Source organism: Curtobacterium sp. NPDC089185, assembly GCF_040685235.1.
GTDB classification, from domain to species: domain Bacteria; phylum Actinomycetota; class Actinomycetes; order Actinomycetales; family Microbacteriaceae; genus Curtobacterium; species Curtobacterium citri.
This window is the reverse complement of sequence record NZ_JBFBHK010000007.1, coordinates 128,651-147,183: the sequence shown is the minus strand read 5'-3', so window position 1 is coordinate 147,183 and position 18,533 is coordinate 128,651. Positions and strand designations below refer to the sequence as shown.

General features: G+C 70.6%; 18 protein-coding genes. 9 read left to right on the top strand and 9 right to left on the bottom strand.

The window, feature by feature from the left end:
* Positions 1 to 51: 51 nt before the first annotated feature.
* Complete coding sequence (locus AB0N84_RS09970) at positions 52 to 732, bottom strand: SDR family NAD(P)-dependent oxidoreductase (RefSeq protein ID WP_363545722.1); 681 nt, start codon at positions 730 to 732, stop codon at positions 52 to 54.
* A gap of 101 nt (positions 733 to 833) precedes the next feature.
* Between AB0N84_RS09970 and AB0N84_RS09965 the strand changes: the two genes are divergently transcribed.
* The gene (locus AB0N84_RS09965) at positions 834 to 1,667 is read left to right on the top strand and encodes a helix-turn-helix transcriptional regulator (protein WP_363545719.1); all 834 of its coding nucleotides are present in this window, start codon (positions 834 to 836) and stop codon (positions 1,665 to 1,667) included.
* 12 nt (positions 1,668 to 1,679) lie between these two features.
* Here the strand turns inward: AB0N84_RS09965 and dhaM are convergent, their stop codons facing one another.
* Genes dhaM through dhaK form a run of 3 tightly spaced genes read right to left on the bottom strand, consistent with a single transcriptional unit; the run spans position 1,680 to position 4,038 of the window.
* Positions 1,680 to 2,381 carry a dihydroxyacetone kinase phosphoryl donor subunit DhaM gene (gene dhaM, locus AB0N84_RS09960; protein ID WP_363545716.1) on the bottom strand — a complete coding sequence of 234 codons (702 nt, stop codon included), beginning with the start codon at positions 2,379 to 2,381 and terminating at the stop codon, positions 1,680 to 1,682.
* Positions 2,378 to 3,004, bottom strand: a complete 627-nt coding sequence (gene dhaL, locus AB0N84_RS09955) for a dihydroxyacetone kinase subunit DhaL (RefSeq protein WP_069710885.1) — start codon at positions 3,002 to 3,004, stop codon at positions 2,378 to 2,380. Before dhaL ends, dhaM begins: the two co-directional genes overlap by 4 nt.
* 32 nt (positions 3,005 to 3,036) lie before the next feature.
* Positions 3,037 to 4,038: a dihydroxyacetone kinase subunit DhaK gene (dhaK, locus tag AB0N84_RS09950; RefSeq protein ID WP_182046671.1), complete on the bottom strand. Its 1,002-nt coding sequence runs from the start codon at positions 4,036 to 4,038 to the stop codon at positions 3,037 to 3,039.
* 312 nt (positions 4,039 to 4,350) lie between these two features.
* Here dhaK and AB0N84_RS09945 point away from each other — a divergent pair, with 312 nt between their 5' ends.
* The gene (locus AB0N84_RS09945) at positions 4,351 to 5,076 is read left to right on the top strand and encodes an MIP/aquaporin family protein (protein WP_182046670.1); all 726 of its coding nucleotides are present in this window, start codon (positions 4,351 to 4,353) and stop codon (positions 5,074 to 5,076) included.
* A 44-nt stretch (positions 5,077 to 5,120) separates the two neighbouring features.
* Positions 5,121 to 6,632 carry a glycerol kinase GlpK gene (gene glpK / locus AB0N84_RS09940; RefSeq protein WP_182046669.1) on the top strand — a complete coding sequence of 504 codons (1,512 nt, stop codon included), beginning with the start codon at positions 5,121 to 5,123 and terminating at the stop codon, positions 6,630 to 6,632.
* 83 nt (positions 6,633 to 6,715) lie between these two features.
* On the opposite strand, the gene trpD is transcribed toward glpK, so the two are convergent.
* Entirely contained in the window at positions 6,716 to 7,771 is a 1,056-nt protein-coding gene (gene trpD, locus AB0N84_RS09935) for an anthranilate phosphoribosyltransferase (RefSeq protein WP_363545711.1), read from the bottom strand.
* Between the two features lie 70 nt (positions 7,772 to 7,841).
* On the opposite strand from trpD, the gene AB0N84_RS09930 reads away from it, so the two are divergent.
* The 5 genes from AB0N84_RS09930 (at position 7,842) to AB0N84_RS09910 (ending at position 13,235) form a co-directional block, all read left to right on the top strand.
* Entirely contained in the window at positions 7,842 to 8,480 is a 639-nt protein-coding gene (locus AB0N84_RS09930) for a heme-copper oxidase subunit III (RefSeq protein ID WP_069710889.1), read from the top strand.
* Positions 8,481 to 8,501: 21 nt separating this feature from the next.
* Positions 8,502 to 9,305, top strand: a complete 804-nt coding sequence (locus AB0N84_RS09925; RefSeq protein WP_069710890.1) for a cytochrome c — start codon at positions 8,502 to 8,504, stop codon at positions 9,303 to 9,305.
* 33 nt (positions 9,306 to 9,338) lie between these two features.
* The gene (locus AB0N84_RS09920; protein WP_069710891.1) at positions 9,339 to 10,406 is read left to right on the top strand and encodes a Rieske 2Fe-2S domain-containing protein; all 1,068 of its coding nucleotides are present in this window, start codon (positions 9,339 to 9,341) and stop codon (positions 10,404 to 10,406) included.
* Positions 10,406 to 12,100 (top strand): cytochrome bc complex cytochrome b subunit, encoded by a 1,695-nt coding sequence (locus AB0N84_RS09915; protein ID WP_182046667.1) that lies wholly within the window; start codon positions 10,406 to 10,408, stop codon positions 12,098 to 12,100. Before AB0N84_RS09920 ends, AB0N84_RS09915 begins: the two co-directional genes overlap by 1 nt.
* Positions 12,101 to 12,275: 175 nt before the next feature.
* Positions 12,276 to 13,235, top strand: coding sequence for a phosphodiesterase (locus AB0N84_RS09910; protein ID WP_289458941.1), 960 nt, complete (start codon positions 12,276 to 12,278; stop codon positions 13,233 to 13,235).
* A 278-nt stretch (positions 13,236 to 13,513) separates the two neighbouring features.
* On the opposite strand, the gene AB0N84_RS09905 is transcribed toward AB0N84_RS09910, so the two are convergent.
* From AB0N84_RS09905 to AB0N84_RS09890, 4 genes are all read right to left on the bottom strand, one after another.
* Positions 13,514 to 15,067, bottom strand: coding sequence for a stealth conserved region 3 domain-containing protein (locus AB0N84_RS09905; RefSeq protein ID WP_182046665.1), 1,554 nt, complete (start codon positions 15,065 to 15,067; stop codon positions 13,514 to 13,516).
* 86 nt (positions 15,068 to 15,153) lie between these two features.
* Positions 15,154 to 15,600: a DUF6804 family protein gene (locus tag AB0N84_RS09900; protein WP_363545704.1), complete on the bottom strand. Its 447-nt coding sequence runs from the start codon at positions 15,598 to 15,600 to the stop codon at positions 15,154 to 15,156.
* Positions 15,600 to 16,184, bottom strand: a complete 585-nt coding sequence (locus AB0N84_RS09895; protein WP_069710895.1) for a GDSL-type esterase/lipase family protein — start codon at positions 16,182 to 16,184, stop codon at positions 15,600 to 15,602. Before AB0N84_RS09895 ends, AB0N84_RS09900 begins: the two co-directional genes overlap by 1 nt.
* Positions 16,181 to 17,713, bottom strand: coding sequence for an SDR family oxidoreductase (locus tag AB0N84_RS09890; RefSeq protein ID WP_289458951.1), 1,533 nt, complete (start codon positions 17,711 to 17,713; stop codon positions 16,181 to 16,183). The genes AB0N84_RS09895 and AB0N84_RS09890 overlap by 4 nt, the downstream gene beginning before the upstream one ends.
* A 42-nt stretch (positions 17,714 to 17,755) precedes the next feature.
* Here AB0N84_RS09890 and deoC point away from each other — a divergent pair, with 42 nt between their 5' ends.
* A complete protein-coding gene (gene deoC / locus AB0N84_RS09885; RefSeq protein ID WP_363545699.1) occupies positions 17,756 to 18,511 on the top strand; it encodes a deoxyribose-phosphate aldolase in 756 nt (251 codons plus the stop codon).
* The last annotated feature ends 22 nt before the right edge of the window (positions 18,512 to 18,533 follow it).

The following is an 18,533-nucleotide window of genomic DNA, read 5'->3' as shown; positions in this document are numbered from 1 at the left end:
GACGCCGGGCGCGCGGCAGGTCGACCGCGCTCCCGGCGCTCGACGGCCCGCCTAGTACTCGATGCGCCCGTCGCGGTCGTGGAACTCCCCCGTCGGCCCGTCCGCGCCGATCGTCGCCAGGGCCACCGTCGCGTCGGTGCCCTCGGTGACGGTCTGGTGCCCGCCGAAGCCGTTGAAGGCCGTCGCGGTGTAGCCCGGGTCGCTCGCGTTCACCCGGAAGCCGGGCAGGTTCTTGGCGTACTGCACCGTCATCGCGATCAGCGCCGCCTTCGACGCCGCGTACGGCACGGCCGCGACCGGGTGCTCGTCGCGTCCCGGCGTGGTCAGCCAGCGGGCGAACCCGACGCCGGATGCCACGTTCACGATCACGGGGTTCTCGGAGGCGCGCAGGAGCGGCAGCGCCGCCTGCGTCACCCGGACCACGCCCGTGACGTTGGTGGCGAGCACGGCGTCGAGGGCGCCGGCATCGAGGTCGTCGACCCCGAACGAGGTGCCGAGCACCCCGGCGTTGTTGACCAGCACGTCGAGCTCCGGCAGTGCCGCGATCGCCGCGTCCACGCTGGCCTGGTCGGTCACGTCGAGCTGCACGACGTGCGCGCCGAGGGCCCGGACGTCGTCGCCGTCGGCGGTGTCCCGCATCCCGGCGTACACGGTGTGCCCGGAGTCGATGAGCCGTCGTGCGGTCTCGAGGCCGAGGGAGCGGTTGGCTCCGGTGATGACTGTCGTCGTCATGCCTCCACCCTGCTCTCCGGTCGACCGTGTTCCCAGGCACCGTTCGACGGTGGGACCAGCGGTACCAGGACCGATCCCGCCCGAACGGCGAGGATGGGACCATGAGCGAGTTCGCGGACGTCCTGCGGTCCTGGCGTGACCGGGTCCGACCCGAGGAGGTCGGGCTGCCGGCCGGCGCGGGACGTCGGACACCCGGACTGCGGCGCGAGGAGCTCGCTGCGCTGGCCGGGGTCAGCGTCGACTACGTCGTGCGCCTCGAGCAGGGCCGGGCGACGAACCCCTCGCCGCAGATGCTCGGCGCGCTGGCGACGGCACTCCGCCTGTCCGTGGCGGAGCGCGACCACCTGTTCCGGGTGGCCGGCGCGGCCCCGCCGTCCCGCCAGCTCGTCCCCCGGCACGTGCCGCCGGGCGTGCAGCGCATCGTGGACCGGCTCGGCGACCTGCCGATCGCGGTGTTCACGGCCGCCCACGACATCGTCCTCTGGAACGACCTGTGGGCCGCCCTGAACGGCGACCCCTCGGGCTGGACCGGCATCGAGGGCAACCTCGTCTGGCGGCACTTCGTGCACGGCCACGACGGCGTCTCGTGGGACGACACCCACCAGGAGGACTTCTCGAGCGACCTGGTCGCCGACCTCCGCGCCGCGTCCGGACGCTACCCGGCCGACCGCGACCTCGCCGCCCTGGTCGCCCGCCTGCGTCGCGAGTCCCCGGAGTTCGAGCGACGGTGGGAGACCGGGCGGATCGCCGAGCACCGGACGAGCCGGAAGGTCGTCGCGAGCCGCGTCGGTCCGGTGGAGATCGACTGCGACGTCCTCACGGTGCCGGGCAGCGATCTCCGGATCGTCGTCTACACCGCGACGCCCGGTTCACCGGACGCAGCCGCCCTCGACCTGCTCCGCGTGACCGGGCTGCAAGAGCTGCCGACCGCCTGAGCGGGCGCAGGACTACTCGCCGAACCCCGAGCGGACCAGTGCCACCAGCGTGTCGACGGCGTCCTGCGCGTCCGGACCGTCCGCCTCGACCGTCACGGACGCCCCCTGCGGCAGCGCCAGCGCCATGATCGCGAGCAGGCTCTTCGCGTCGACGCCGTTCACGCGGACGCGTGCCTCGTGCTTCGCCGCTGCCTTCACGAACTCGGCCGCGGGGCGGGCGTGCAGCCCGCTCTCGTTGACGAGCTCGACGGTCGCCGAGGCGACCGTCCCGTCGACGGGAGCTGCCTCGTCTGCCGGTGCCGTGCCTCCCGGCCGGGCGTCGTCGTCGAGCGTCGACCCGCCGGCGGACGCCGCTGCCGCCAGGACCGCCTCGGCGTCGCCGCCGGTCTGCGCGGCGACCGCGGCGGCGACCGTCCCCTCGACGAGCGGCGCCTGCGAGACGTGCACGCGGGCGCGGGCCTCGTCGTCGAGGAAGTCGAGCGCGGTGTCCGTGGTGAGGTAGGCGGACCCGAGGTCGCAGAGCACGACGACGGCGTCCGCGGCGGCGAGTTCCTCGATGCCGTTGGTGATCGCCTCGAAGGACGTCCCGATGCCGCCGTCGTCCGTGCCCCCGGCGGCGACGAGCGGGACGTCCGCCGCCATCTGGCGGGCGAGCTCGACGGTACCGGTCGCGATCGCCGCACTGTGCGACACGACCAGGATGCCGACGGTCACGCTGCGTCCACCGCTGCGCGCAGGATGTACGCGGTCGACTGCGCGCCCGGGTCGCGGTGCCCGACGGCGCGCTCGCCGAGGTAGCTCGCGCGCCCCTTGCGGGCGACGAGCGGGTCCGTCGACTCGGCGCCCGTGACGGCGGCGTCGGCCGCGGCCTCGAGCACCCGCTCCGGGCCCTCGCCGGCCGCTGCCGCCGTGCTCGCGGCGTCGACGGCGGCGGACCACGCGTCGACCATCGTCTTGTCGCCGACCTCGGCCTTGCCGCGCGACACGACGCCGTCGCGGGCGGCGGTGAGCACCGCGACCAGGGCGTCCGCGTCGAGCTCGGTCGCCTCCCCCGCCGCCTGCGCGGCCTTCAGGTAGGCGGTCCCGAACAGCGGACCGGCGGCGCCGCCGACGGTCGAGATGAGCTTCGTCGCGACGACCTTGAGGACCGCTCCCGGGGTCTCGAAGGAGCCGGCGTCGACGGCCTCGAGGACGGCGCGGAAGCCGCGGTCCAGGTTCTCGCCGTGGTCGCCGTCACCGATCTCGCGGTCGAGCGTGACGAGTTCTGCCCGGTGCTCGTCGATCGTCGCCGCGGTGCGACGCACCCAGTCGATGGCCCATGCGGTGTCGAGCGCCAATTCGTGTTCCCTTCCTGGACGGTGGTCGGTGGTCAACGGCCCCAGCGCAGTGCCGGGGTCTCCACCGGAGCGTCCCAGAGGGCGGTGAGCTCCTCGTCGAGCACCGTGACGGTGATCGAGAAGCCCGGCATCTCCAGGGACGTGACGTAGTCGCCGACCAAGCTACGCGCGACGTGGTGCCCGCGGTCGGTGAGCACCTCGGCGGCGCGTCGGTAGACGATGTAGAGCTCGGACTGCGGGGTCCCGCCCATGCCGTTCACCAGGAGCAGCAGTTGCGAGCCGGCCGGTGCGTCGAGGTCGGCGAGCACCGGTCCGAGCACGCGGTCGACGAGCTCGTCGGCGGGCGCCATCGCGATCCGCTCACGACCGGGCTCACCGTGGATCCCGATGCCGAGTTCGACCTCGTCGTCGGCGAGCGTGAAGGACGGCTCCCCCGCGTGCGGCACCGTGCCGGAGCCGAGCGCGAGCCCCATCGACCGCGTGACGTCGTTGACGTGCCGGGCGACGGCCGCAACGGCGTCGAGGTCGTCGCCGCGCTCGGCAGCGGCGCCGGCGCACTTCTCGACCACGACGGTCCCGGCGACACCGCGGCGCCCGGCGGTGTACAGCGAGTCCTGCACGGCGACGTCGTCGTCGACCACGACCGACTCGACACGGACGTCGTCCATCGCGGCGAGCTCGGCGGCGGTCTCGAAGTTGAGCACGTCGCCCGTGTAGTTCTTGACGATGTGGAGCACGCCCGCTCCCCCGTCGACGGCCTTGGTCGCTGCGACGATCGGGTCCGGGGTCGGGCTCGTGAAGACCGGACCGGGGACGGCCGCGTCGAGCATGCCGTGGCCGACGAAGCCCGCGTGCAGCGGCTCGTGTCCGCTGCCGCCACCGCTGACGATGCCGACCTTGCCCGCGACCGGGGCGTCGACGCGCCGGAGGTGGATCGGGTCCTCGACGAGGACCACGTGGCCCTCGTGCGCCCGGGCGAAGCCGCGGACGGTCTCGGTGACGACGTCGTGCGGATCGTTGATGAGCTTCTTCACGCTGACCTCCACGGGTGCGGGGCCGACCGTCGGAGGAGCCGTCCACCGCCGTCGTCGACCGGAGTGGGTTCACCCTACAGCGGGCGCTCGTTCGCCTGCCGTGCACGTTCGTGCAGGACCATCGCGGTCAGCGGGCCGCTTCGGATGGCGCGCCGCACACTGCTCCTGCACGTTCGTGCACTTCGCGGAGGTTCCCTCGGCGCCGCATCGCGGAGCGGTGACCGGCGTCACTATGCTCGGCCCCAATCACTCAACGGGGAGTGCCGGACGCAGCACCACCGGACCCCCACCCACTCGCACTGGAGGTCACCGATGGACGGCATCGGCGTCAATTTCATGTCAGAGCTCGTCGGAACGGCGTTGCTCATCATCCTCGGTGGCGGTGTCGTCGCCGCCGTGTCCCTCACGAAGTCCAAGGGCTTCGGCGCCGGCTTCCTCATGGTCACGATCGGCTGGGGCTTCGCGGTCTTCGCCGGCGTCACCGTGTCGTACAGCTCGGGCGGCCAGCTGAACCCCGCCGTGACCCTCGCCCAGGCGCTCCTGGGCAACATCACCGTCGGCGAGATGTTCCTCTACTGGATCGCCCAGCTCATCGGCGCGATCATCGGTGCCGTCATCGTGTGGCTCGCCTACAAGCAGCACTTCGACGAGGAGCCCGACGCAGCCGCCAAGCTCGGCGTGTTCTCCACCGGCCCGGCCATCCGCAGCTACGGCTGGAACGTCGTCACCGAGATCATCGGCACCTTCGTCCTCGTGTTCGTCGTCCTCGCCTTCACCAACGGCAAGACCCCGGCCGAGCTCGGCGCGGTCCCCGTCGCCTTCCTCGTGATCGCGATCGGTGTCTCGCTCGGTGGCCCCACCGGCTACGCCATCAACCCGGCCCGTGACCTCGGCCCGCGCATCGCGCACGCGCTCCTGCCCATCAAGGGCAAGGGCTCGAGCGACTGGGCCTACGCGTGGGTCCCGGTCGTCGGCCCGCTGATCGGTGGCGCCCTCGCCGCCGGCGCGTCGACCTTCCTGCTCCCCGTCGTCTCCTGACGACCTCCCGTCCACCACACCGAACACACCCCCAAGGAGAACCCATGGCCGACTACATCGTCGCCATCGACCAGGGCACGACCTCGACGCGCGCCATCGTCTTCGACCACTCCGGCTCGATCGTGTCCGTCGGACAGAAGGAGCACGAGCAGATCTTCCCGCGAGCGGGATGGGTCGAGCACGACCCGGCCGAGATCTGGGACAACGTCCGCGAGGTCATCGGCCAGGCCCTGTCCCGCGCCGACATCACCCGCCACGACGTCGCGGCGGTCGGCATCACGAACCAGCGCGAGACCGCGGTGGTCTGGGACAAGAACACCGGCAAGGCCGTCTACAACGCCATCGTCTGGCAGGACACCCGCACGCAGTCGATCGTCGACAAGCTCGCCGACGGTGACACCGACCGCTACAAGGCGGTCGTCGGCCTGCCCCTCGCGACGTACTTCGCCGGCACCAAGATCGCCTGGATCCTCGAGAACGTCGAGGGTGCGCGCGAGAAGGCCGAGGCGGGCGACCTGCTGTTCGGCACCACCGACACCTGGGTCCTCTGGAACCTGACCGGCGGCACCGACGGCGGCGTCCACAAGACCGACGTCACGAACGCGTCCCGCACGCTGTTCATGGACCTCGAGACGCTGCAGTGGCGCGACGACATCCTGGCCGACTTCGGGGTGCCGAAGTCGATGCTCCCGGAGATCGTCAGCTCCTCCGAGGTCTACGGCCACGTCGAGTCCTCGAGCCTGCTCCGCGAGGTCCCGATCGCCGGCATCCTCGGCGACCAGCAGGCCGCGACCTTCGGGCAGGCGGCGTTCGACCAGGGCGAGTCGAAGAACACCTACGGTACCGGCAACTTCCTCATCTTCAACACGGGCACGGAGATCGTCCGGTCGGAGAACGGGCTGCTCACCACGGTCGGCTACAAGCTCGGCGACCAGGAGACGCACTACGCCCTCGAGGGCTCGATCGCCGTCACGGGCTCGCTCATCCAGTGGCTCCGCGACAACCTCGGCATCATCGGCAGCGCACCGGAGGTCGAGGCCCTCGCCAAGACCGTCGAGGACAACGGCGGCGTGTACTTCGTGCCGGCGTTCTCCGGCCTGTTCGCGCCGTACTGGCGCCCGGACGCCCGCGGCGCGCTCGTGGGTCTGACCCGGTACGTCAACAAGGGCCACATCGCCCGTGCCGCCCTCGAGGCGACGGCGCTGCAGACCCGCGAGGTCCTCGACGCCGTCAACGCCGACTCCGGCGTCGACCTGACCGAGCTCAAGGTCGACGGTGGCATGACCGCAAACGACGCGCTCATGCAGTTCCAGGCGGACATCCTGAACGTGCCGGTCGTCCGCCCGGTCGTCGCGGAGACCACCGCCCTCGGTGCCGCCTACGCCGCCGGTCTGGCCGTCGGGTTCTGGGCGAACCTCGACGAGCTCCGCGCCAACTGGCAGGAGGACAAGCGCTGGGAGCCGCAGCTCGACGACGCCGAGCGCGACCGCACGCTCCGCCTGTGGAAGAAGGCCGTCACGAAGACCTTCGACTGGGTCGACGAGGACGTGCGCTGACGCTCTGCTGAGGTGACCGCCGGGAGGCGCGGTGCCGGTCCCACGGACCGGCACCGCGCCTCCCGTGCGTGCGCTGGTGGTGCTCAGGCAGCGGGTGCCGCGCCGACCCAGTCGGCGAGCTTGCGGGCCGCGGCGCCGGAGTCGACCGCGTCCGCCGCCACGACGAGCTGCTCGCGGAAGCGCTGCAGGATCGGCCGGTCGGCCTGCTCCGGGTCCTCGGCCAGGCGGAAGGACACGAGACCGGCAGCGGCGTTGAACAGGACGATGTCGCGGACCGGTCCGGTCTCCCCGGCGAGCACGCGGTGGACGACCGCGGCGTTGTGCTCGGGGTCGCCGCCGAGCAGGTCCTCGGTGCGGGCGCGGGCGATGCCGAGGTCGCGGGGGTCGAGGTCGTGCTCGGTGACCCGCCCGCCCGTGACCTCCCAGATGTGCGAGTGCCCGGTCGTCGTGAGCTCGTCCAGCCCGTCGTCCCCCCGGAAGACCAACGCGGTCGCGCCCCGGGTCTGGAACACGCCCGTGATGATCGGCACCAGTTCGAGCTGTGCCACGCCCACGGCGTTCGCCTCGCAGCGCGCCGGGTTCACGAGCGGCCCGAGGAAGTTGAACACCGTCGGGACGCCGATCTCGCGACGGACGGGGGCGGCGTGCGCGAAGCCCGGGTGGAAGGCGCTCGCGAAGGCGAAGGTCAGTCCGACACGCCGGAAGGTGTCCGCGACGCGCACCGCGTCCATGGAGAGGTCGAGCCCGAGCGCGGCGAGCACGTCGCTCGACCCGGACTTCGAGGAGCTCGCGCGGTTGCCGTGCTTGACGACCGGCACGCCCGAGGCGGCGACGACGATCGCGGCCATCGTCGAGACGTTCACGGTGCCGACCACGTCGCCCCCGGTGCCGACGATGTCGAGCGCCATCGGGTCGACGTCCAGCGGTACGGCGGCGTCGAGGATCGCGTCGCGGAACCCGACGACCTCGTCGACCGTCTCGCCCTTCGCCCGCAGCGCCACGGCGAAGGCGGCGATCTGGGAGTGGGTCGCACGTCCCTGGACGATCTCCTCCATGGCCCAGGTGGACTGGCTGATCGTGAGGTCCTCGCGTGCCATGAGGGCGCTGATCACCGCGGGCCAGGAGAGTGGGAGCGACATGCCTCGATCGTACTGAGTTCGGAAGACCCGCCAGTCTGCTGCGAAAACACTGTCACCGGTTTCGGCCATAATGGAACACGTGACTAGCACCCCTCTCTCCAGATCCGCCAGCGGTCCGGTCCTGAACAGGCCGAACGCCGTTGCCGTGGGGACGATCGTGTGGCTGGGCAGCGAGGTCATGTTCTTCGCCGGCCTGTTCGCGATCTACTTCACGCTGCGCAGCACGTCCCCCGAGCTCTGGGCCACCGAGACCTCCAAGCTCGACGTGCCCTACGCCTCCGTGAACACGATCATCCTGGTGCTGTCCAGCTTCGCCTGCCAGTTCGCGGTGTTCGCCGCGGAGCGCTTCCAGGTGCACCGCACGAGCTGGAACCCGAAGGACTGGGGCATGACGGAGTGGTTCTTCGTCACCTACTGCATGGGCGCGATCTTCGTCTGCGGTCAGCTCTTCGAGTACGCGCACCTCTGGCACGACGGGGTCACGCTGTCGTCCAGCGCCTACGGCTCCGCGTTCTACATGACCACCGGCTTCCACGGCCTGCACGTCACGGGTGGTCTCATCGCCTTCCTCCTGACCCTCGGCCGCGGCTTCGCCGCCAAGAACTTCGGTCACAAGGAAGCGACCACCGCGATCGTCGTGTCGTACTACTGGCACTTCGTCGACGTCGTCTGGATCGGCCTCTTCGCCGTCATCTACCTTCTCAAGTAGGAACTGGATAGCCCCCACCGCATGTTCAACAGAAGCAAGTCCAAGAAGGGCCGCCGCTCCCCGATGGCGACCGTGTCGCTCATCGTCGTGGGTCTGATGACCACCGGCGGCGCGTACGCGCTGTTCAGCTCGACGGCCAACGCCGACGACAGCACCACCACCGCTGCGTCGAGCCAGTCCCAGGTGAACGAGGGCGAGAAGCTCTTCGCCTCGAACTGCGCCACCTGCCACGGGCTCGACGCCCAGGGCACCGGCGAGGGCCCGTCCCTCATCGGCGTCGGCGCCGCGTCGGTCGACTTCCAGGTCGGCACCGGCCGCATGCCGATGGCTGCGCAGGGTCCCCAGGCCGAGGAGAAGCCCGCTCAGTTCACGGACGAGCAGGTCGACGCCATGGGCGCCTACGTCGCCTCGCTGGGCCCCGGCCCGTCGGTGCCGTCCTCGTCGCTGACGGACGGCAAGGGTGACGCGGCCGAGGGCGCCGAGCTCTTCCGCATCAACTGCGCCATGTGCCACAACGTGGCCGGTGCCGGTGGCGCCCTGACCGAGGGCAAGTACGCCCCGAACCTGCAGTCGGTGTCCGGCAAGCACATCTACGAGGCCATGGTCACGGGCCCGCAGAACATGCCGGTGTTCAACGACCTGAACCTCACCCCGGAGCAGAAGGCCGACATCATCACGTACCTCAAGTACGTGCAGGACAACAAGTCGCCCGGCGGGTTCGCCCTCGGCTCCCTCGGCCCGGTGGCAGAGGGTCTGTTCATCTGGATCTTCGGCCTCGGTGCCGTCGTCGCGATGACCGTCTGGCTGACGGCGAAGTCCAACTGATCGTCCGTGTCGAACGACACTGAAGGGAACACCATGGCAGAGCACGACGACGAGGCACTGAACTCGTCCTCGGCTGTCGAGAAGCACGGCACGACCAGCACCTCCGTCGGGACGGCTGTCGTCCCCGCCGAGCCGTTCGAGAACCCGGGCGAGCCGCCGCACCGCCCTCGCCGCACCGACGTCGACCCGAAGAAGCAGCGCCTCGCCGAGCGTCAGGTCGCGACGTTCTTCTACCTCTCCGTCGTGGGCAGCGTCCTCGCGATCGCGGCGTACGTCGCGTTCCCGATCGACCCCGAGGACTTCGGAACCGTCCGTGCCGGCAACCTCTGGCTCGGCCTCTCGATCGCGCTCGCGCTCCTCGCACTCGGCCTCGGCGCCGTCTACTGGGGCAAGTCGCTGGTCGTCGACCGCGAGATCTCGGAGATGCGCCACGGCACCCGTGGCACCGACGCGACCCGCGCCAAGGCGGTCGAGGCGTTCCAGCTCGCCGACAAGGAGTCGGGCTTCAGCCGTCGCAAGCTGATCCGCAACTCGATGATCGGTGCGCTGGCGGCCTTCCCGCTGCCGGGCATCGTGCTCGTCCGTGACCTGGCCCCCGCCGAGGACCCGAACGAGCTCCTGCGCCACACGTTCTGGAAGTCGGGCATGCGCCTGACCAAGGACCCGACGGGCCTGCCGATCAAGGCGTCCGACGTCACCATCGGTTCGGTGTTCCACGTCATCCCGGACGGCATGCTCGACTCCGAGCACATGCTCGAGGAGAAGGCGAAGGCCTCCGTCCTCCTCATGCGTCTCGACCCGAAGGACCTCAACCCCAGCAAGGGGCACGAGGACTGGGGCTACGACGGCATCGTCGCCTACTCCAAGATCTGCACCCACGTCGGGTGCCCGGTCGCGCTCTACGAGCAGCAGACGCACCACCTGCTGTGCCCGTGCCACCAGTCGACGTTCGACGTCTCGAACAACTGCGAGGTCATCTTCGGCCCGGCTGCACGTCCCCTCCCCCAACTTCCGATCGCGATCGACGACGACGGCTACCTGGTCGCACAGAGCGACTTCCACGAGCCGGTCGGGCCGTCCTTCTGGGAGCGTGAACGCTGATGACCAGCACCACCACCACCAGCGCACCGACGACGGCCACCCGGCCCGAGCCGACGCGCGGGTCCCGTCTCATCGGGGCCACCGCCAACTACATCGACGAGCGCACCAGCATCTCCGGCCTCGTGAAGGAGGTCGGGCGCAAGATCTTCCCCGACCACTGGAGCTTCATGCTCGGCGAGGTCGCGCTCTACAGCTTCGTCGTCGTCCTGCTCTCGGGAACGTTCCTGACGTTCTTCTTCCAGGCGTCGATGACCGAGGTCGTCTACAACGGCTCCTACGTGCCGCTCAAGGGCGTCGAGATGTCGACCGCCCTGCAGTCGACGCTGAACATCTCGTTCGACATCCGCGGCGGGCTGTTCGTCCGGCAGATCCACCACTGGGCCGCCCTGCTGTTCGTCGCCTCGGTGATGCTGCACATGGCCCGCGTGTTCTTCACGGGTGCCTTCCGCAAGCCGCGTGAGCTCAACTGGGTCTTCGGCTTCGTGCTGTGGGTCCTGGCCATGGCCGAGGGCTTCACCGGCTACTCGCTCCCCGACGACCTGCTCTCCGGCAACGGTCTCCGCATCATCGTCGGCATGATCGAGGGCGTCCCGGTGATCGGCGTCTGGATCGCCTACCTGCTCTTCGGCGGCGAGTTCCCGGGCACCGACATCGTCGGCCGCCTCTACACGCTGCACATCCTGCTGCTGCCGGCGATCCTCGTCGCCGTGCTGGGCGTCCACCTCGTGCTGGTCGTCATCAACAAGCACACGCAGTTCGCCGGACCCGGCAAGACCGAGGAGAACGTCGTCGGCGTCCCGATCCTCCCGGCGTTCGCCGCGAAGGCCGGTGGCTTCTTCTTCATCGTCGCGGGCATCCTGGCCCTGATCGCGTCGCTGTTCACGATCAACCCGATCTGGAACTACGGCCCGTACGACCCGTCCCCGGTGTCCGCCGGTACCCAGCCCGACTGGTACATCGGCTTCGCCGACGGTGCGCTCCGTCTGGTGCCGCCGCACTGGGAGGTCGTGTGGTTCGGCTACACGGTGTCGTTCAACATCCTCGCGCCGATCGCCGTCCTGATGGCACTCATCATCGCGATGTTCGCCTACCCCTTCCTCGAGGCGTGGGTGACGGGCGACAAGCGTGAGCACCACCTTGCCGACCGTCCGCGCAACGCCCCGACCCGCACGGCCATCGGTGCCGCCGGCATCACGCTCTACGCGTCGCTGTGGGCCGCTGCCTCGTCGGACATCATCGCGACGCACTTCATGGTGTCGATCGAGCACGTGATCCACGTGATCCAGGCCACGACGGTCCTCGGCCCGTTCGTCGCCTTCTGGATCACGAAGCGTGTCTGCCTGGCGCTGCAGAAGAAGGACCGCGAGATCGTCCTGCACGGCTACGAGTCGGGCCGCATCGTCCGACTCCCCCACGGCGAGTACATCGAGGTGCACGAGCAGCTCGACGAGTACGAGCGCTGGAAGCTCCTGCAGTTCAACGAGTACAAGCCGCTCATGGTCCGTCCGGACGCCAAGGGTCGGATCACCGGCGTGCAGAAGGTGCGCGCGAACGTCTCCCGCTTCTTCTTCGAGGACCGCATCGCACCGGTCACGAAGGCCGAGCTCGAGGCCGCGCACGCCGCACACCACGGCCCGGAGCTGGAGGGCGACCACCAGGCCCAGGCCCCGGCGCTCGGTGCGGCCAACCACTGAGTCCCAGCACCACCGAACGAGCCCCCCGACCACATCGTGGTCGGGGGGCTCGTTCGTTCCGGTTCGGCGGGAACCCGCTTCCGGTTCACCCCCAGTTCACGGTGTCGTGCTGGACTCGTCCAGGACGGTGTGGCAACGTGTTGCACCACGCATCCGCCAACGGAACGAGAGACCGATGGACAGCCGGACGGCCGAACACCCCAGGCCGAACCACTTCCTCCTCCACCTCAGCGACACCCACCTCGTGGCGGGTGACGGCGCGCTCTACGGCGACGTCGACTCCGCCGCGCGACTCTCCGCGATCATCGCCGACATCGAGGCATCAGGCACGCGGCCCGAGGCGATCGTCATCACCGGCGACGTCGCGGACAAGGGCGAAGCCGGTGCCTACGTGCGGGTCCGTGACATCGTGGAGCCGGCCGCCGAGCGCCTCGGTGCGCAGGTCGTGTGGGCCATGGGGAACCACGACGAGCGCGGTGCCTTCCGGCAGGAGCTCTTCGGTCTCCAGCCGACCGATCGTCCGGTCGACTTCGTCTACGACGTGAACGGCCTCCGCGTGATCACCCTCGACACGAGCGTGCCGGGGGCGCACCACGGCGAGGTCACCCCCGCGCAGCTCGACTGGCTCGCCGAGGTGCTGTCCGAGCCCGCGCCGCACGGCACGATCCTCGCGATGCACCACCCGCCGGTCCCGAGCGTGCAGGACCTCGCCGTGCTCGTCGAGCTGCGCGACCAGGCCGCGCTGGCGGAGGTCGTCGAGGGGTCGGACGTCATCTCGATCATCGCCGGACACCTGCACTACTCGACGAGCGCCGTGTTCGCGGGTGTGCCCGTGTCCGTGGCGAGTGCCACCTGCTACACCCAGGACCTCACCGAGTACCAGGGCGGGACCCGGGGCCAGGACGGCGCGCAGTCGTTCAACCTCGTGCACGTGTACGGCAACAACGTCGTGCACTCCGTGGTGCCGATCGGCCACTACTCGACCGTGGGTGAGCCCGTGTCCGCCGAGCAGACCGAGGCACGCCTCGGTGCGGCCGGCATCACCATCGCTCCGGCCGTCGAGCCGGCGCCCGTCACGTCGAGCATCCCGGTGTTCACCCTGGACACGGTGCCCACCTCCCCCATCCGCCGCTGACGGCGATCCGTCCTTGACGGCCGGACGTCATTGCAGGCCAACCGTCCTTGCTGGCCGAACGTCACTGCAGGCCGGACACCCTGTGGGGTGACGTCCCTGCCGGACGCGCGCCGAGCCTCCCGTCCGTCGTTGTGCGCGCTCCTGCCCGCCGAACGGGCACGACATGCCGCGTGCGGTCGTCGTGCGGGCACGACTCGTCGCGCCCGCGCGCCGAGCGTGACAGGAATGACCCGCTCGCGCGGAGGCGACCGGGCCGGACCGGCCCACCCGGCGCCCACTCAGTCGGTCGGCTGCTCCCACGGCGCCGGGAACGGGAAGTACTTCTCGAGGAAGTCCGTCACCCGCCGCGTGCGCTCCTCGTCGGAGACCTCCGGGAAGCTGCCGTCGTTGAGGCAGAAGAAGTCGACGTTCCGCTTCTTGAGCAGGTCCTCGAGCGCCTTGAGCCCGGACTGCATCGTCGTGTCGACGTACCGGACCGGCGCGTTCTCCTGCACGATGGCCCGCCCCGTGAGCAGCGCGTAGTAGTGGTAGAGCGAGTTCGTGACGGAGATGTTCTCGGCCGCACGGAACCGCGAGGCCATCGTCGCGCGGAACTCGTCCGCGAACTCGTGCTCCATCTCGGTCATGATCGACGCCCGGAGCGGGGTCGGCGCGTGCTCGAGGTGCCGCGTGGTGACGGCGCCGAACCGCTGCTGCAGCAGGCGGCGGTTGACCCGGGCGGAGTTCTCGAACCCGCTGCGAGCCGGGTTGTTCGAGCCGAGCCCGATGCGGGTCGTCGCGAGGATGAACTTCGTCACCGAACCCGGGCTGAAGAACACCGACGGGTCCACGAGTCGCCCGAAGAACATGTCGTCGTTCGAGTAGATGAAGTGCTCGCTGATGCCCGGGATGTGGTGCAGCTGGGACTCGACGGCCTGCGAGTTGTGCGTCGGCAGCACGGACGGGTCGGCGAAGAACTCCTCGCTCCGCACGATCCGCACCTTCGGGTGGTCCGCGAGCCACGCCGGCGCCGGGGAGTCGGTGGCGATGTAGATGCGGCGGATCCACGGCGCGAAGGTGTGCACGGAGCGGAGCGCGTACTTCAGCTCGTCGATCTGCCGGAAGCGGGCCGGGGCGTCGTCGCCCTCGCCGAGCACGGCGTTCGCCTGCGCGGCCTGACGGGCGCGCTGGTACTCGATCGCGTTGCCGTCGACCCACGAGAAGACGATGTCGATGGGGAAGCGGATGTCGGAGACGTGGTCGTCGAACATGTGCTCGACCGTCCGCCAGGTGCGGCCGTACCGCTCGATGTCCACGAGCACGAACTCGTCGATCGGCAGGCTGCGGCGCATGAGCGCGTTCTCGACGGGCGCGAGCACCTCGGTGTCGGTGACGCGCCAGAACTCGAGCTGCACGCTCGTCTCGGCGCCGTACCGGAGGCGACCGAGGGGCTCGAGGCGGGGCCGGAAGACCCGGAGCACGGGCTCGTCGGCGTTGCCGAGGCCGTCGTCGACGACGAGGACCGCGGGCTCCCCCGGCGGCTTGGCGTAGAGCGGCTCGTTCGCGGCGGCTGCCATGACGGCGCTCTCGGCGCGCTGGCGGTCCCGCTCGTCGACCGCGATGACCGGCCGTCGGTCGTTGCCACGGATGAGCAGGTGGTCGACGTCACCGGCGGTGAGCGCGTCGTCGAGGAACAACAGGTCCTCGATCATCGACTGCTGGGGCGTGAGGTGCCCGTTGACCAGGGTCAGCCGTCCCTTGCGGACGACGACGTCGGGACGGTCGAGACCGCCGGAGGACGGTCGAGGGTTCAGCAGAGGACTCTCGGTCGCCGGCTCGGTCTCGTGGCTCATCCATGCCCTTCGGGTCGCGTCAGCCGGACCCCGTGCCCGGCTCCTGCGATCCTACCGTCCGCCGGGAGAACGCGAGCGCGTGCCGGTCACGGCCGGGAGGCACGCCCCGCGTCCGCCTCGCGGGGCACCTTGACCGAGATCCCGACCAGGATGAACGCCGCGGCTGCGACGAGCTGCAGGGCCGCCCAGACCTGTCCCGGGATCGGCACGACGACGACCGGGTTCCAGCAGACCGCGATCGCGGCCGTCAGGGCCACGGCCCACCACGCCCGGCCGCGGACCGCGAAGACGAGCACGATCAGGGCGAGCACCGTCACCCCCCAGCGGACGAAGACGAACGCCGACGAGTCGACGATCGCCACGAAGGCGACGAGGACCACCGCGGCGAGCAGCGACGGCGCGAGTGCGGGGCGCGTGAACGACGGTGTGCCGTCGGTCCCGGCGGTCGCGCCCGCCGGCCGTCGCGCGTCCGGACGGCTCGACGGCACGCCCTGCAGCGACGACCCGGCCGGTGGGCGTCCCTTGCGCGGCATCAGGCGCCGGTCTCCCCGAGGTCGATCGCCTGGATGGAGCGGGACATCGGGGGCAGGTCGCGGACCCGTTCGAGGGCCGGTAGGAGCTCGTCGACGACCGCGCGGTAGCCGTCCTCGGTGAGGTGCAGGCCGTCGTCGGTGTACCGAGCGTCCAGGTGGTCGTCGTCGGCGAGGGCCGGCCACAGGTCGAGGTACTGCGCGTGGCAGGTCGCGACGAACTGGCGGAGGTGGCGGTTGGCCTCCTCGATCTTCGCGCACCAGTCGGCCTGCCGCGGCAGGATCGAGACGAGCAGCAGTCGGACCCCGGGCAGCTCGCGGCGGAGCGTCACGAGGATCGACTCCACGCCGCGGACGACGTGCTCGACGCTGGCGCGGTGGTTGCCGAAGTCGTTCGTCCCGATGAGGAGCACGATCACCTCGGGCTGCTCCGCGATGACGTCGTCGAGCCGGGCGAGCACGCCGTCGGTGGTGTCGCCACCGACCCCGCGGTTGCTCGTGCGTTCACCGGGGAGCCACTGGTCCCACGACCCCTGCTCGGTGATGCTGTCGCCCAGGAACAGGACGCTGGGGTGTTCCGTGGTCATGCTGCCTCCTCGTGTGCCGGTTGCGGGTCCCCATTCTGCTGGGTCCAGTTCCGCCCCGTCGACTCGGTGTGTTCGGACTCGCGCTCGGCCGCCGCGGTGATGCGCTCGACCATGCCGGGGAAGATGACGCCGTGGAAGGGCAGGATGCCGTACCAGTACAGGCGCCCGGACAGCCCCTGGGGGAAGTAGATCGCCCGCTGGTGGTAGTCGCTCCCGCCGTCGTCGCTCGGCGTCACGGTCATCTCGAGCCAGGCGCGGCCCGGGGACTTGAACTCCGCACGCAGGCGGAGGTACCGGCCACGCTCGAGCTGCTCGACACGCCACCAGTCGAGTGCGTCGCCTTGCTCGAGCCGGCGCTGGTCGCGACGGCCCCGGTTCAGCCCGACGCCGCCGGCGAGCTTGTCGAGCCACCCACGGGCGACCCACGCGAGCGGGAACGAGTACCAGCCGTTCTCGCCGCCGATCGACTCGACGACCCGCCACACGTCCGCGGCGCTGGCCGAGGAGTGCCGCTTCCGGTCGTCCACGTACACCGTGTGTCCGGCCCACTCGGGGTCGCTCGGCAGCGGGTCGGCGGACGTCGCCGCGAGGGTCGCGTTGCGCCAGCTCGTCTCGACCTCGCCGTCGCGCATCTTCGTCAGGGCGAGCCGCACGGCACGGCGGTAGGAGGTCAGGCCGCCCTCGGGACGGGGGACGACGTCGTCGATGTCGTGCTCGCGCTGGACGCACTCGAACTGCAGCGACTCGATGATCGGCGTCGCGAGCTTGCGTGGGATGGGCGTCACGATGTTGAACCAGTGCGCGGACAGCCCCGGGGTGAGCACGGGGAGCACCGAGAAGCGGCGCTGCGGCAGCCCGGCCTCGACCGCGTAGCCGTTGAGCATCTGGCCGTACTTGAGCACGTCCGGCCCGCCGATGTCGAAGGTGCGGTTCACGTCGGCCGGGATCCGGAGCGCCTCGACGAGGTAGTACAGTACGTCCCGCACGGCGATCGGCTGGATGCGGTTGCGCACCCACCGCGGCGCGGGCATCCACGGCAGGACGTCGGTGACGTGGCGGATCATCTCGAACGAGGTGCTGCCCGAGCCGATGACCACACCCGCCTGGTAGGCGATGGTCGGCACGCCGGACGCGAGCAGCACGTCGCCCACCTCCTTGCGGCTGCGGAGGTGCTTGGAGAGCTCGCCGTCGGGGTGGAGCCCACCGAGGTAGACGAACCGACCGACCCCGGCGTCGCGTGCCTCGCGCGCCATCGTCTCGACGGCGTCCCGCTCGGCCTGCTCGAAGTCGCCGTCCGCGCCCATCGCGTGCGCCAGGTAGTAGACCGCCTCGATCCCCTGCACCGCGGCACGGACGGCCTCGGCGTCCTGCAGGTCGCCCGCGGCGATCTCCACGTCGTCGTGCCACGGCACGTCCTGGAGCTTGCGGGGCGTGCGGACGAAGACGCGGACGCGGTGTCCGGCCTCGAGGAGACGGGGGACGAGACGTCCTCCGATGTAGCCGGTTGCACCGGTGACGAGGACCTGCATGAGGGGCACGGTACGCCGGTCGCCTCCGGGTAGTCTTTCCGGGTGGACAACGCAGCAATCCCCGCAGACCAGGTCCGTCCCGCGCCGCTCGGCGCCGACGAGGTGCGGGCCCTCATCGACCACGCGATCCTCAAGCCGGAGCTGACCCGCGCCGACGTCGACGCGCAGCTCGACGAGGCCGCTGCGTACCGCGTGTTCAGCGTGTGCGTCCGTCCGAGCGACGTGGCCCACGCCGTCGAGCGCCTGCAGGGCACCGGGGTCGGCGTCGGCACCGTCATCGGCTTCCCGCACGGCACCACCACGACCGCCACGAAGGTCGCGGAGTCCCTGCAGGCCCTGACGGACGGCGCCTTCGAGCTCGACATGGTCCAGAACATCGCCGCAGCACGCTCGGGTGACTGGGAGCGCGTCGAACAGGACGTCCGCGCCGTGGTCGACGCCGCCGGGGACACCGTCGTGAAGGTCATCCTCGAGACGGCGTTCCTGACCGACGACGAGGTCGTCGCGGCCTCGCGTGCCGCACAGCGTGCCGGTGCCGCCTTCGTGAAGACCTCGACGGGCTTCGCCGGTGGTGGCGCGACCGCCGAGCACATCCGGCTCATGCGCGAGACGGTCGGACCGGACACCGGCGTGAAGGCCTCCGGTGGGGTCCGCGGTCTCGACACGCTCGTCGAGATGGTCGACGCCGGCGCCGACCGCATCGGCACGAGCGCCTCCGCCCGCATCCTCGACGAGCTCGCCCACCGTGCCGAGACGGGCGGAGCCTCCGCCCTCGGCGACGACACCACCTCGTACTGAGTCCCCCGGGCCCGCACGAGGC